Genomic DNA, 12,379 nt, shown 5'->3' with positions numbered 1-12,379 from the left:
ACGCGCCAAAGCTCATTAAGAACAGTAGATCACACGGGATGACATATAACGCGTAAGCATGCGCAGATCGCCGATTTTTGCGAGACCATTCCATGACGCTCGTCAGTGAAATCGTCTCATCCGAGGACGGGATAGTGTTGCCTCGTTCAAGGAAACGCGCGCATACATCAATCCCGTATCCCGACGCGACATCCGCAATTACGAACGTTAGGATCAGGCTCAGAGTAGCCAGCGCAATGACTGCCAGCATCAACTTACCAACCCCAGATCAGCGAAGCCAATTATTTGACGCTGTTTGCCGTCCAAAAGGCAGTTTCCGGTGAACCTGAATTCTACTAGCTTTTTTCCCAGGCGAATTGATAGCGTCTCGGGATCTCCATCATGCGCAACCAGCAAAAGCGGACGGCGCCGCGCGAGGTCGTTTCTTCGCACAGCGTAACCTCGCCCCATCGTGAGCGTCCCCTATAACTTCAGTGCCCTTTTAAGGGTGGCCACTGTCTCGTCCTGACGAAAATAGTTGCAGTGGTGGACCTTGCGAGAGTCGCACTTGTGGACTTGCGTAATCTGGGTACCGCAGACGACGGTCATGGATTGGGTGTCAACGACAAGGTCGTTGTTGTCTTTGAAGAGCATGTCTGCGCCCAAGTCGAGCAGTTTGTCCCCAGGGTTTTTGAGATGTTTCCATATCTCCCACCATGCTGCGTCAGTGTCCCAAGGTTCGAAATTTGAAGTCACGGCGTGGAAAGACGGGGTTGATGCCCACCGCCGACCGGTCAGGCGCAAGAGCTCAGCATTGTTTCCGACACGCGACTGACCGGCAAGTCCAGGCACCAGCACCACCGCTGCATCGGCGAGGGGCGTGTTGGCGCCGAGCCGCAAGATGCCACCAAGGATCTTCGATAGTCCTGTCACCGCGACTGCAAAGGGGTTGACGGTGGATGCCAGCGCGCTCGCATGCTCCAATCCTTGGAGGATGTTGGCCAACACCTGTAGGGCCCCGCGAAGACTCGCCGGCGAGGCGAGGCTGGTGCCCTCCAATGGAACTCCGACGAATACAACGTTATCAACCTGACGCTTAGGATTCCGAAGCCACCAAGCTACGACCAATCCTCCACGGCTATGACAAATCACGTCGATCGGGCCGGTGACATTCTCGAGCGCTTCCTCAAGGTCGATCGCATTAGCCCACGGGCTGACCGAGAGCGTCGGGTGATCGAAGGCGAGGATGGCCTCGTACCGATTTTGCCCCGCATTCAGCAGATCTTTCCCGGATGCGATCGAGTTGAGTTCGTCGATGAACATGTCGCACTTGCTAAATGTGCCGTGTACGAGCAGCAATACCCGACCGTCAATCTTGACTTTATCGGCCGGTTCGAACTTCCCGGATTCCAAGCGCTTCAAACCCTGCCCGGGCGTCAACTTATTGTCCAATTGTTCGAGTGCCCAGATCACCTGATTGGGCGGCGTCTCCTTGAAGCTGAACTCATAGACGGGCTCGGCCCCAATCGTGCGAATGGAGCCACGTCGTGCCCGTCGCGACATCGGATCGCGCGCGGAAGGCTGGTAGACCCATCGCAAGAGCCCATCGTCACGCACGAGCGTGAGTGTTGCGAGGCCACTGTAATCTTGCGGAACGAAGCCGCGGCGGCGTTTCATCGGGCCGGCACGCGCCGCGTCCGGTGGATCGGCCATGTGATATTCGGCGACGATGCTATCGAGACGCTTGGCGACGGCGGCGTCGAGTTCGCGCTGCATCATATTGCTTCTCCGAGGATCGGCAGCGGCGTAACCTGCTCCTCACGCGCTAGCACAATGTCGATCATTGCGGCAAACTCCCGCTCTTCGCGAAGATTGTCGCGTCCGGATTCTATAGCCTCCGCAAACCCGCAGTTTTCGGTGAGCCGCACTGTCTCAATCGGCACGAGCTTCCCGGCGTTCACGAACTGCACGATTTCGCGATAAGTTGGCTTGCCGAGCAGCCACGCATCTCGCTGCGCGCCGAAAATTGTCGAGGTTCGGGAATCGGCCTGGACGATCTCATGAATCCGCGATGGGCGGGCCTTCCTGAATTGGTCGTGGTCTTCTGACCTGCGCCAATATGCGGGGAATGCGTGTCCTTCGAGGAGAAAGATGACCGGATAGATGTCAATTAACTCAAGGCACGCCGCGAAGAACAATGCTAGATCGATGCACGTGCCGGAGTTGCTGGTCACGACCATCGATGGCGTTCGAAGCCGTTGCGAGTCGAGCTCATTGCTGTAGCCGGGGGGTGGATTGATATAACCCAGGCGCAACTCATGCACGATCGTCGACCAAAGGGCCTGCACCTGCAGGTCGATGCTTGCCGTTTCGTCGGGACGACTGCGATCGAAGCTCTGATATCCGTCGAACCCAGCGGCGGGATCATCGCGCAAGACACGCACGTAGCGCTGCGCGGTGTCGACAAGCCGCACAATTGCTGGGTCTCGCGGGAACACAAATGAAGGAAGCCATTTGCGATCGTCGTCGCTGTCACGCCATTGGTCCACAGGAATGAGGCGCACGGGAATCGTATTGCGATAAAGAACGTGTTCCCCCCAAGTCACTTCGACAAAAAGGCTCGTGCGAACGCTCTCGTGCACTGAGCGCGTAATATTCGAGGTCAGCGGTACGTGGATATCTTGGAGGTCGATGGAGGGCGGACGTAAGTCCAGCGTGCGGTCGAAAGCGGCCGCCTCTGTCCCCGCATAAAGCGACACCCTGACCCGCACGTGGCGGATAGTTCGCGAATGGGGATTTGGGCACGTCAGTATGAAGCGTTTAAATAGAGAACGCTGGTTGTGCAACATCGAGTAATTGAGGTCCTGAATCGCCTCGATATCTACTGTGATCCATTTGCCGACGTCGCGGGCCTTGACCTCATCGGCTTCGATAGAGGTTTCCTCTTGCTTGCTCAGTTGCTCCGTGAGTTGAGTGTAATGCTGGCCCGATCGACGTGCCGTCAGCACGCCACCGGCCGCGAAAAGTGGCGTCGCGCTCCAAAGGACAATACCGCTCCCCTGACGGGTCCCGGGTTGGCTGCGGACGCGTTCCCAAGCCGAGCGGAAGCCATTCGTCAAATCCCAGCCTGATCGACTTAACCTCGAATACAGGACTGAGAAGAAGAGTTCTGCTAGGTCGTCGTCGAAGATGTCTTGGAAACCGATCGCAGCCCAAGCGCCTGCCGCTACGATGAGTGGTGCGATACGAGCAGCAGAATTTCTGATGTTCAATGAAACGAGCCGTGGGCGATGACCTTTGGACGTTAGAATTTGGCCGAGTTCCTCGGAACGGACGTGGTGGAGACCTTGCGGCCCCGCGAGTACATAACCGTCCTGACGCTCATCGGCCCCATCCTGGCCTGACGGGTCGACCTCCGCGGCTGCGGCGCGTTTGCTGGATTGACGGATCACGGCGCGCGCCTCGTGCGTGTCGAATCCCGCCAGATGAACGAGGTCGGGCTTGAACTCCGATACAGCAGCCGTCAACTCGGCAGCAGTTGGGCTTTTGACCTCGCGCCAATTGACCGGGTTCACCTGTAGGTGAGTCTTCACAAGCTCGCGCTCAGTGTCGAAACTGTAGTAGCCCCGTAGCGGCCCTGGTTCGCTTGCCACGAAGAGCACACGCTTGAGTGCGTCTTTGGGAGGAGCCTTGTCGCCGCGATCGAGGTGACGCATCACGGTGAGCGGCAGGTCCCCTCGCAGGCTGCGGGTCGCCCCCGCAATCACGTATTCCCACGGAAAGATGCGAGCAGCCCAATCTGTCTCCTCGCTCCCCAACCACTTGGTCGAAACCTCGACCATGCCTGCCCGAGCCAAATCGGCGAGCGCGTCGCGATCGACACCTAGCGCTTGCAACAAGTCCGCTGCCCCGCTTGCCTGCTGATTTGCCGTGGTTTCTGCGGAAGACCAACGCTGACGGCTCCGCACTACGTAGGTCCACTGCATCGCTGCTTGCGCGAGATCGACGGCAGGCGCAGCGGTTCGGAGCTGGATAGTCCGTTTCGGGGTACGAAGAACAACCGTAGCCGGGCCACCGGCAGTAGGATGGGCCGCTCGTGAGGCGTCGACGCGGGGGAGGGGTGCCTGGGCGCTTTGCGTACCGACGCGTGATCGCTTGGCCATGGCTATTGCCCTAGATGTGAGAACTCTCCAGTTGCGCGCGCTCCTCTAACAATCACACGATGTAGAATAATGGTCAATGGGCCAGGGTCTGGTCGCCGCGCGGCCGGCGTCAAGGGGCTGGCCTTCCTTCGTTGCCGGGCCGCTCATGTCGGCCGCACTCGACTGGAAGGTGAAAGTCAATTGAGCGGCAGATTGCTGCATGGGTGAATCAGCCAACGCAGAGAATCTCCTCAAAAAGATATCGCGCTAGAGGCAACAGATCACCACGCCGAATCCGAACCCTATTTTGAGCCATGTGGGTGGCGCGATATCGGCTCGACTTCGGGGTACAAGCTTGGCACATGTGATCAATCTAGGCGGAAAATAAGCCTCTGATTTTATTGAATTTATTGGATCTGCGCGGCAATCCCTTCCTCTCCGCCATACTCACCGAGAGTGCCTATTCTTCAGTGCTGCTAGCGCGTAAAGCGACCAGTGCTTGATGCCGGAGCGACTATGCCGCCGTGACGGACCTCATCAGGTCTTCCGGCACCATTACTTTGGTTTCTGCCGGTAGCAGGAACAGCTGATGGATCCGTTCGCCGTTCCAAAGGAAGCAATAGTGCTCGGTCTGCGATGCAGGCTGAACGAACGCGGTGGGCCTCAATACGACGGCTAACGGGTCGTCTTTTCCGCGTGGTCCGCGCACGAGTACGCCGTGCGATTTGGCGGCGCGTGCATTTGCGACGAGACTTCTCAACGAAGGGTCGTCGCGGTCGAGGTGGGTGAGATCCTGCAGTGTTGCCTTCAGCGGTACCTTGATCACCCGCATCACGAGTCGCGTCGGCGCTTCGGCTGTCCGGCGAAGAAAAACCTCACGACGTGAGATCGCGAGCAATAGGGCGGAGTGAAGAGATTCGGCGACGATCGAGTAACCGAACGACCCGTCGCTGAAGGCAGACGGTTCAGGATCCGGATATGCAAAGGGAGCGACCAACCAGCTCTGATCGACCTTTCCTTCATCCTCCGGAAGAAGCGCCCCTCTGCGCAGCCGCGGATTGGTGAGCTCCTCGATGCGTTTGACGGCGTCCCAATCCTGCGGCGCCGACACGCCCTCGTACAGCTGCACGGGCGGGAATCGGGACGGGATCAGCCTGAAGCACGCCGACCAATCGATCTTTCTGTTTCGCACGCGACTCAATTCAACCCCCGCGCTGCGCGTCCAGATACGATCGGACCCTGAAGACGTCGGCGACGTGTCCCGTCGTCGTCATGAACTCGACCGCCGAGAGACCATTCAGGAACGGGGCTTGATTGGGCCTCCTGACCCAGCCGTCGCTGGTGCCGTCGTCGGTGAAGAGAATGCGCAGGCATTTGTGGATGCCGAGAACGTGTGAGAGTCGTTCAACGGTGTCCGCAGGGATCGCACCGCCTTCCTTCTTCCACTTGAAGAACGTCGATCGGGGCGGCGAGCCGAGAAGCTTGATCTGCTCCTCCGTCGACAATTCCCATTTCTCCGCGATGCCGAAGAACGCGCGTAAGGCCGCTTCAGCGTCGTTCTGACGTCTTTCTTCCCGTTCTCGGTCTGGTAGCTGCATACCATCTCCCGTCTCGTTATGGACTTTTAATCAAATTAGTCTATGACTAGACCAGTCCATTGGTGGACCCGAATCGCATCTTAGTCCGGCGAATCAAGCCGGGGAAGGCGGGACACCGGGGGCTCCGAGCATGCCGGTCAAGCCTGCACGTCGACATGGCTGGGTATTCCAGCCGCTCATGAACGAGGACTGGAAATGACTGAACTGATCGAAGAAGTAACCGAGATCATCGCCGTCGTGTTTGCGGCGGAGGGGCAGGCCGGGCACCACGACGCCGAAATTGGCCCCACCACCACGGTGAAGGAATTCATCGACATCGCGGTCACCAAGACAGGCATCGAGGGTCTGCTCGAGGTCTACGTCGAGGACGCCGAAGAGCCGCTCGGTCACGAGTTGATTCTGATCGAGCACCTGTCGATCGAGTTCGCACCGCTTCACGTTGCCAAGCCGGGTAAGATCGCGACCACGGTGCGCTATCAGCGCAACCGTCAGGTCGAGAACGAGTTCCGGCCGGCGGCGACGATCGCGAAGGTGACGAAGTGGGCGGTCGGAAAGCTCGCCCCGACCGAGGACCCGAGCGACTTCCAGCTGAAGCACGACGGCAAGGTGTTGCCGCCGGACTCGCACTTGGGCCAGGCGGCTCACGGCGCGAAGTCGATCGTCCTCGATCTCGTCTTCAAGGTGAAGCCGCAGGGCTAGACCATGGGACCCGATCAGAACGCTCTCCTGCGGGACCTGGCGTCGCCGACCTTCAAGGTCGGCGTACGCCGAGGTCGTTGGGCCTTGCTCGGCGTGAAGTTTCCGATCGCGATGTTCTTTGTCGCGGCGCCGGTGCGGCTCGGCGGACCGACCGGATTCCTGCTGCGGTCGGATTGCTCCGGATTTCCCGCGACGGCGCCGAACTCGGAGCTTTGGCACGGTCGCGACAACCAGCCGCTCGCCGACGCGCATCGTCCCAAGAACAGGCAGGCCGGCACCATGATCTCGTTCAGCACGTGGGGGGCGTGCCTTTATCACCCCATCGATCGTTTGGCGCGGAGCCATTGGCCGGGTCAGCACGAAGAACTGTGCTGGACTGCCGACAAAACCATCGTTTTTCTCCTGGAGACCGTGCATGGCATTCTCGATTCTACGGACTATGCGGGCGCTAATCTTCCCGCCGCGGCACTTGAACTGCCGGCGGAGTTTGTGGCTAGACACGCTGGCGCTGCTGCGTGAGCGCGGCCGTGGTCATCGCGAAAGCGGCGGCTTCCTTCTCGGCCGTCGCTTCGACGGCCTCAGGACGATCGAAGCCTTTCTGCCGTACGACGATCTCGATCCGCATGCCTTGAGGGGTACCATCCTGTTCGACGGCTCGAAGATGGACGTCGTCTGGGATCTCTGCCGTCGCGAGGGCCTGGAAGTGGTGGCCGACGTCCACACTCATCCCGCTGGCGTCGGTCAGAGCCAGACTGACCGCGAAAACCCGATGATCCCGGAGGTCGGGCATGTCGCGCTCATCGTGCCGAACTTCGCCGACCGCGCGTATTTCCCCGGCGACATCGGCATCTACGAATATCGCGGGCGCCGGCAATGGACCGACCGCAGCGACGACGCCGGTCGGTACTTCGCGGTCAGGAGGTTCGCATGAACCTCTCGATCGAGGACGATCGCCTAGCGCATCTGCTCATGCGTGGCGATGGCCATGCCGGTTACGACGCAGCGCGGCGCAAGCTCGACCGGGCCGCGCTCGTCCTGACTGCGGATGTCGCTGCCAGTCGGCCGTGGGGCCAGGCGGCGCTGCTGACCGCCGCGGAATGCGGCGTGCGGATGTTTCCCGGCGGCGTCTATCTCGGTTCGGATTTCGGAGAAACGACCGTGGTCGGCCAATTCGGCAGATGGCCGCTCAGGCGGCATCTCGAACTCGCCGGCTGCAGGACTACGAACGCACCCGAGCATGCGATCGCGTTGCATGTCGGCGCCGGGCGGCGGCGCATGCAACGCGGCGCGCAATGTTGGGCCGACGGCTGGGCCGGCCTCGTCGGCATCGAGGCGCCAGCCGATCCGCCGCGCGGCGGCAACGAGATCGGTGGCGTGCTGGCGGGCGCCATGGGCATCGGCGAGGTCTTCCGTGGCGCCGTGCTCGGAGACAAGCTCGCCTGTCGCAGGACGTCGAGATTCTCGGCGTTGTCGCCCGGCTATGAGGACGGGGACGACATAGATCTTGCCTACCTGCCAGCGGCGTTCTGGCTGCTCGGGCTCGGCAATCTCGGGCAAGCCACGCTGTGGACGATAGGACTTCTACCGTATTCCGATCCCGGCCTGGTCTCGATGTTTCTCCAGGATGGGGACAAGTCGGAGTTCGGCAATCTCGCCATCCAGGTTCTGACCAAGCCGGACTGGATCGGTCGTAGGAAGGCCCGCAGCGCGGCGCTCTGGGCGGAGGAGCATGGCTTCGGCACCACGATCATCGAAAGCAGGTTCGTCGAGGGCGCGAAGCGCTCGATGGCCGAGCCTGGCTTGGCGCTCGTCGGAGTCGACAATCTGGCGGCGCGGCGCGCCGCGGCGGGTTCGAACTTCGAGCTCGTGCTCGATGCGGGCCTGGGCGCCACACCTTCGGAGATTTTCGACATTCGCATCCACGGTTTTCCGGGTGCGCGCTCGCCGATACAGGCCTGGCCCGAACCCGACGTCCAACCGGAAATACCTCTCGACCCGGCCCTCCAGGAGCTCGTCGATGCCGGTCGTCTCGATCGATGCGGAGCCGTCACCATCGCCGGCCGCAGCCTCGGAGTGCCTTCGACCGCGGTCGCCGCGGCCGCGATCCAGGTGGCGCAGGCTTGCCGGGCCGTGTGCGCCGGCGGCTTCTTCGATCTGGCGGATGTGACGTTAGTCAATTGTCGTCGTGCGACAGGCCGTCGGCACGCGTTGGCCAGGCCGGGCATCCTGCCTTTCCTGCAGGTCAGGAGCGAATATTGATCGCGTCCCGGCGATCAGAGCAGGATCGACACGCGCACAATCCAGTGGTACAAGCGTCGAACTTGGCGCAGAGGTAAGTAGCTGTTTTTGCTACAGTTTGATGGATCGGGTCCCAATCCTTTCCTGGGCACCAAGACTTTTAAGGTCTTGATTGTTTTATATATTTTGGGTGGCGGATCCATCCGTGAAGCTCGTTCGGACAGGCTAAGGATGTACCTCGGCTCCGTTCTGGGAGGCGGGCTCGTCTGCCCTTTCATAGAGAGCTCGAAGCCTCTTTAAGTCCCGCTCGAAAAAACTCTTGGCACAAGCTACGCAATAATGGTGCTCGTCGCCGTCTGACTTGATGGTCAGGCGTCGGTCACCCTTCTGTAGTCGATGCCGTTTGTTGTATCGGCAGTCATGGGCTCGTCCAGCGATCGTCCAATCCATACTTACAAGTAGCGATCTAAGTCCCACGGCGAAATTCCTCCTCGAAATTCCTCACGATTTCCGGAAGTGCTTGATGGGCAGCGTCTACCTGATCGAGCGTGAAATTCTGTCGGTCGTCTGATTCGCCGCCGACGGATAAATTCACGCGACGGTTCAACTCGGAAGTAACCCAGGCAAAATTCCGCTGGCGCCGGGCTCGGTCCAGGGTCCGTCCTCCCGGACTTATGGCGAGTCTGGCCAGCATGCCCCCCGCCTCATTCTGAATGCGTTCATTGAGCGATGCGCGTCGAGCCTCGCGCAGGTCCTGTCGCGGTACACGTATGCGCCTCAGCTCTTGAGCGGCCTGTTCGGGCGTGACGCCCAGTTCGGCGAGGCGGCGAATAAGAGCCGCGGCTTGAGGATCGCCGATCGGCTCTAAGTCGGCTGCCCTTACCCCGGTTTCCGCCAATATCTCAACTGGCTGAATGCCGCCGCCGCCGACCTCTCGCTCAGCTATACCTGCGGCGAAATCAACCTCTTCGACCTCGGGTAGCAAATCCGCGAAATAATCCTGATCAGCTTGGCTGAATTGTCTGAAGTCGTTCCATCTCCGAGCGACATTCGCTCCCGCATGAAAGACGACGACACCTCTATTCAGAGGGTGATTTGGCTCATTCTGAACGATCGATCGCATCACGCGGCCGACGAACTGCACGAACGGACCCAAGTTCGCGAAAATGCTACCCACCATCGCGACGGATAGGTATCGGTGGTCGAAGCCCTCGCCAAGCATTCGCGCTTGTACGATGACATCCAATTCATGGGATTCTAGATCCGCGAAAACCCGTTCGTTGACATCCGATCCTTCTCGCGAATGGACATATGCTGCACGAAGACCGCGTGCACGGAATGCTTCTGTGATTTGGATGCAATGTGCTTGGTTTAGTGCGGACGCGATGATTTTGAGCCGTAGTTCACCGGTCTCTTCGCGAAGTCTGCGGAGTTCGCCGATGGCCTGATCCACAATCGAGCTCAGCGTCTCCTCAGACATCACGATGCCACGACGAAATTCTGCGTCAGTCTCCCCCAGTTGACGTACTTCGTTAATGCCAATGACCCTCTCTTGACCGTCAGTCCGATCAATGTACCGCAACTCGGTAGGGCTCAGCATCTTGGCGCGCAGGCGCTTCACATAGCCGGCCTCGATGGCTCGTAGCACTGGGAAAGAGTAAATAACTTCTCCTTCCATAATTTGACCGTCGGCGCGTGTAGGTGTTGCACTGAGGTTGATGATCTTGGCTCGGGGGAACCGTTGCTTTACCTGTTGCCAGCTCGCGGCTGTGTTGTGATGGGCTTCATCAACCAATACCAGATCGAAGAAGTCGTCTGGTAAGCCATCAAGCCATCGGTTCTCTTCACCAGCGATCTGCTGGATGTTGGTGACCGCGAAATCGCAATTCTGAATGTCATCGCGATTTACGCGCCCGCTTTCGATGACGACTGTCTCGGGCAAGTCTGTTTGATTCCCGATCACCTCGCAGCGTTCGTAGAAATTGGTTGGACTATTCGAGCGTAAGTCAGCAGCCAACTGCCCTCGGATCCTCGTACCGGGAGCGATTACAAGCACCCGCCGGGCGTCGACGGCATACGGTGCCACTGCGATAAGTCCTGATTTCCCGCACCCGACAGGCAATACGATGCCAACCTCCCTCGCGGGATTTGGCTGACTGAAATGGTCCCTGATTGCAATCCATCCCTCTTGCTGAGGGATACGAAGACGGGCGTTGCCTACTACCGATACAACTTGATCAAAGGGCATATCTTCCTCAGTCGCGACTCACCCGATGGTGGGCCCGCAACATATGGTTGCAGTCACAGCATCTGCAACAGATCGATTCTGTCAGTAATTCATTGTTTTCTCTGGACTCGGCGCGACTCATGCCGAGATGTGCCCAAGTGGCGCTGGTCGAAAGTTTCGCACCTTGAATTAGGTCTGCGTCCCCTCAAACCACCCGTTTCCCCGCCCGCTCCGCTACCCCTTTCTGCACAAAATACATCATCACCAGCGTGATGATCGTGGTCGTGACCACGACATAGCCGATCCGCTCGAAATGCAGCAGCGAGCCGTCGGGTTGTTGCGAGATGATCGCGGCCGCAAGCACCGAGCCGAGCCCGCCGGAGAGCTGCTGCAGCGATGCGCTGATCGCGCTGAAGGAGCCGCGCTGGCTCTGGTCGGGGATCGCCGAGATCAGCGCCTGCGACGGGATCATGCGCGAGAAGATGCCGACGAACAGCAGCACGTTGACGGCGATGGCCGTCGTGAGCGAGACGTGGCCGAGATGGGTGTAGATCAGCACCATCAGGACGGTCATCGCGCAGCCGAACACGAAGGTCGGGTACTTGCCGAACGCATCGCTCGCCCTGCCGACCAGCGGTCCCGTGATGATGCTGAACAGGCCGGAGACGAGATAGATCGTCGGCAGATGCGCCATGTCGATGCCGATATTGTTCACGGTGAACGCACTGGAGAACGGCATCAGCATGTAGCCGCCGGTCGCCAGCAATGTCGTCACCGCGAAGGCCAGCGTGTAGCGCGGCTCGAACACGGTCGCGAGCAGATGATGGAACGGATTCCTGTCCTGCTTCAGCTTCAGATGCGCATCGACCGGCTCCATGGCGAAGGCGATGATGGCAATTGCGAGGATCGACAGGCCGACGATCGCAATGAAGCAGACATGCCAGTTCCAGTGATTGGCGAGAAACAGACCGGCCGGAATGCCGAGCACCTGGCTTGCGGCGAACGCCGTCTGGATGAATCCCATGACGCGGCCGCGCAGCTGCAGGGAAAACAGATCGGTGACGATGGCGAGCACGATCGAGCCGATCACGCCGCCGAACAATCCGGTCACGATCCGGCCGAGCAGCAGCACCTCGTAGGTCTGTGCGACGGCGCAGAGCGCGGTGCCGAGCGTGAAGCCGGTATAGAAGAACAGCAGCAGCCGCTTGCGATCGAACCGGTCGGCAAAGCCGGCGGCGAGAATACCGGAGAATCCGGCGCTGAACGCATAGGCCGACACCGCGACGCCGAATTGCGAGGTCGTGATGTTGAGCGAGGGCATCAGGATGGCGCCGAGCGGCGACATGATGATGAAGTCGAGGATGATGGTGAACTGCGCGAAGGCGAGCAGCGCCACCAGGAGTGACTGGTAGCGCGAAAAGCCGCGCTGGCGTTCCTGCTGATCGTCGATCGGCGCGGCGAGCGTCTGGTCTGTCATGACACCTGATGTGTGCTGA

10 protein-coding genes are annotated in these 12,379 nt (G+C 59.9%); 4 read left to right on the top strand and 6 right to left on the bottom strand.

Annotated features, from left to right (window positions below):
- Window positions 1–462 precede the first annotated feature (462 nt).
- From QA645_RS00680 to QA645_RS00665, 4 genes are all read right to left on the bottom strand, one after another.
- Window positions 463–1,758 (bottom strand): alpha/beta hydrolase, encoded by a 1,296-nt coding sequence (locus QA645_RS00680; protein WP_283047504.1) that lies wholly within the window; start codon window positions 1,756–1,758, stop codon window positions 463–465.
- Complete coding sequence (locus QA645_RS00675; protein WP_283047502.1) at window positions 1,755–4,142, bottom strand: hypothetical protein; 2,388 nt, start codon at window positions 4,140–4,142, stop codon at window positions 1,755–1,757. Before QA645_RS00675 ends, QA645_RS00680 begins: the two co-directional genes overlap by 4 nt.
- Window positions 4,143–4,635: 493 nt before the next feature.
- Window positions 4,636–5,250 (bottom strand): RES family NAD+ phosphorylase, encoded by a 615-nt coding sequence (locus tag QA645_RS00670; RefSeq protein WP_283047501.1) that lies wholly within the window; start codon window positions 5,248–5,250, stop codon window positions 4,636–4,638.
- A 73-nt stretch (window positions 5,251–5,323) separates the two neighbouring features.
- Complete coding sequence (locus QA645_RS00665) at window positions 5,324–5,719, bottom strand: MbcA/ParS/Xre antitoxin family protein (RefSeq protein ID WP_283047500.1); 396 nt, start codon at window positions 5,717–5,719, stop codon at window positions 5,324–5,326.
- Between the two features lie 195 nt (window positions 5,720–5,914).
- Here QA645_RS00665 and QA645_RS00660 point away from each other — a divergent pair, with 195 nt between their 5' ends.
- The 4 genes from QA645_RS00660 to QA645_RS00645 are packed head-to-tail and all read left to right on the top strand — an operon-like array spanning window position 5,915 to window position 8,677.
- Complete coding sequence (locus QA645_RS00660) at window positions 5,915–6,418, top strand: hypothetical protein (protein ID WP_283047498.1); 504 nt, start codon at window positions 5,915–5,917, stop codon at window positions 6,416–6,418.
- Window positions 6,419–6,421: 3 nt separating this feature from the next.
- Window positions 6,422–6,937, top strand: coding sequence for a hypothetical protein (locus QA645_RS00655; RefSeq protein WP_283047496.1), 516 nt, complete (start codon window positions 6,422–6,424; stop codon window positions 6,935–6,937).
- Window positions 6,906–7,349, top strand: coding sequence for a Mov34/MPN/PAD-1 family protein (locus QA645_RS00650; protein WP_283047494.1), 444 nt, complete (start codon window positions 6,906–6,908; stop codon window positions 7,347–7,349). The genes QA645_RS00655 and QA645_RS00650 overlap by 32 nt, the downstream gene beginning before the upstream one ends.
- The gene (locus QA645_RS00645) at window positions 7,346–8,677 is read left to right on the top strand and encodes a hypothetical protein (protein WP_283047492.1); all 1,332 of its coding nucleotides are present in this window, start codon (window positions 7,346–7,348) and stop codon (window positions 8,675–8,677) included. Before QA645_RS00650 ends, QA645_RS00645 begins: the two co-directional genes overlap by 4 nt.
- Window positions 8,678–9,122: 445 nt before the next feature.
- Here the strand turns inward: QA645_RS00645 and QA645_RS00640 are convergent, their stop codons facing one another.
- Both QA645_RS00640 and QA645_RS00635 read right to left on the bottom strand, forming a co-directional pair.
- Window positions 9,123–10,904, bottom strand: coding sequence for a DEAD/DEAH box helicase family protein (locus tag QA645_RS00640; protein WP_283047490.1), 1,782 nt, complete (start codon window positions 10,902–10,904; stop codon window positions 9,123–9,125).
- 184 nt (window positions 10,905–11,088) lie between these two features.
- The gene (locus tag QA645_RS00635) at window positions 11,089–12,360 is read right to left on the bottom strand and encodes an MFS transporter (RefSeq protein WP_283047488.1); all 1,272 of its coding nucleotides are present in this window, start codon (window positions 12,358–12,360) and stop codon (window positions 11,089–11,091) included.
- Window positions 12,361–12,379: the final 19 nt, after the last annotated feature.

It is taken from the genome of Bradyrhizobium sp. CIAT3101, from assembly GCF_029714945.1.
GTDB lineage: Bacteria > Pseudomonadota > Alphaproteobacteria > Rhizobiales > Xanthobacteraceae > Bradyrhizobium.
This window is presented reverse-complemented; position numbering and strand designations above follow the sequence as displayed.

Excerpts from the sequence above, each read along its gene's own strand:
- QA645_RS00655 (WP_283047496.1), top strand. The coding sequence starts at position 6,422 with ATGGGACCCGATCAGAACGCTCTCCTGCGGGACCTGGCGTCGCCGACC.
- QA645_RS00665 (WP_283047500.1), bottom strand. The coding sequence starts at position 5,719 with ATGCAGCTACCAGACCGAGAACGGGAAGAAAGACGTCAGAACGACGCT.
- QA645_RS00675 (WP_283047502.1), bottom strand. The coding sequence starts at position 4,142 with ATGGCCAAGCGATCACGCGTCGGTACGCAAAGCGCCCAGGCACCCCTC.
- QA645_RS00660 (WP_283047498.1), top strand. The coding sequence starts at position 5,915 with ATGACTGAACTGATCGAAGAAGTAACCGAGATCATCGCCGTCGTGTTT.
- QA645_RS00640 (WP_283047490.1), bottom strand. The coding sequence starts at position 10,904 with ATGCCCTTTGATCAAGTTGTATCGGTAGTAGGCAACGCCCGTCTTCGT.
- QA645_RS00680 (WP_283047504.1), bottom strand. The coding sequence starts at position 1,758 with ATGATGCAGCGCGAACTCGACGCCGCCGTCGCCAAGCGTCTCGATAGC.
- QA645_RS00645 (WP_283047492.1), top strand. The coding sequence starts at position 7,346 with ATGAACCTCTCGATCGAGGACGATCGCCTAGCGCATCTGCTCATGCGT.
- QA645_RS00635 (WP_283047488.1), bottom strand. The coding sequence starts at position 12,360 with ATGACAGACCAGACGCTCGCCGCGCCGATCGACGATCAGCAGGAACGC.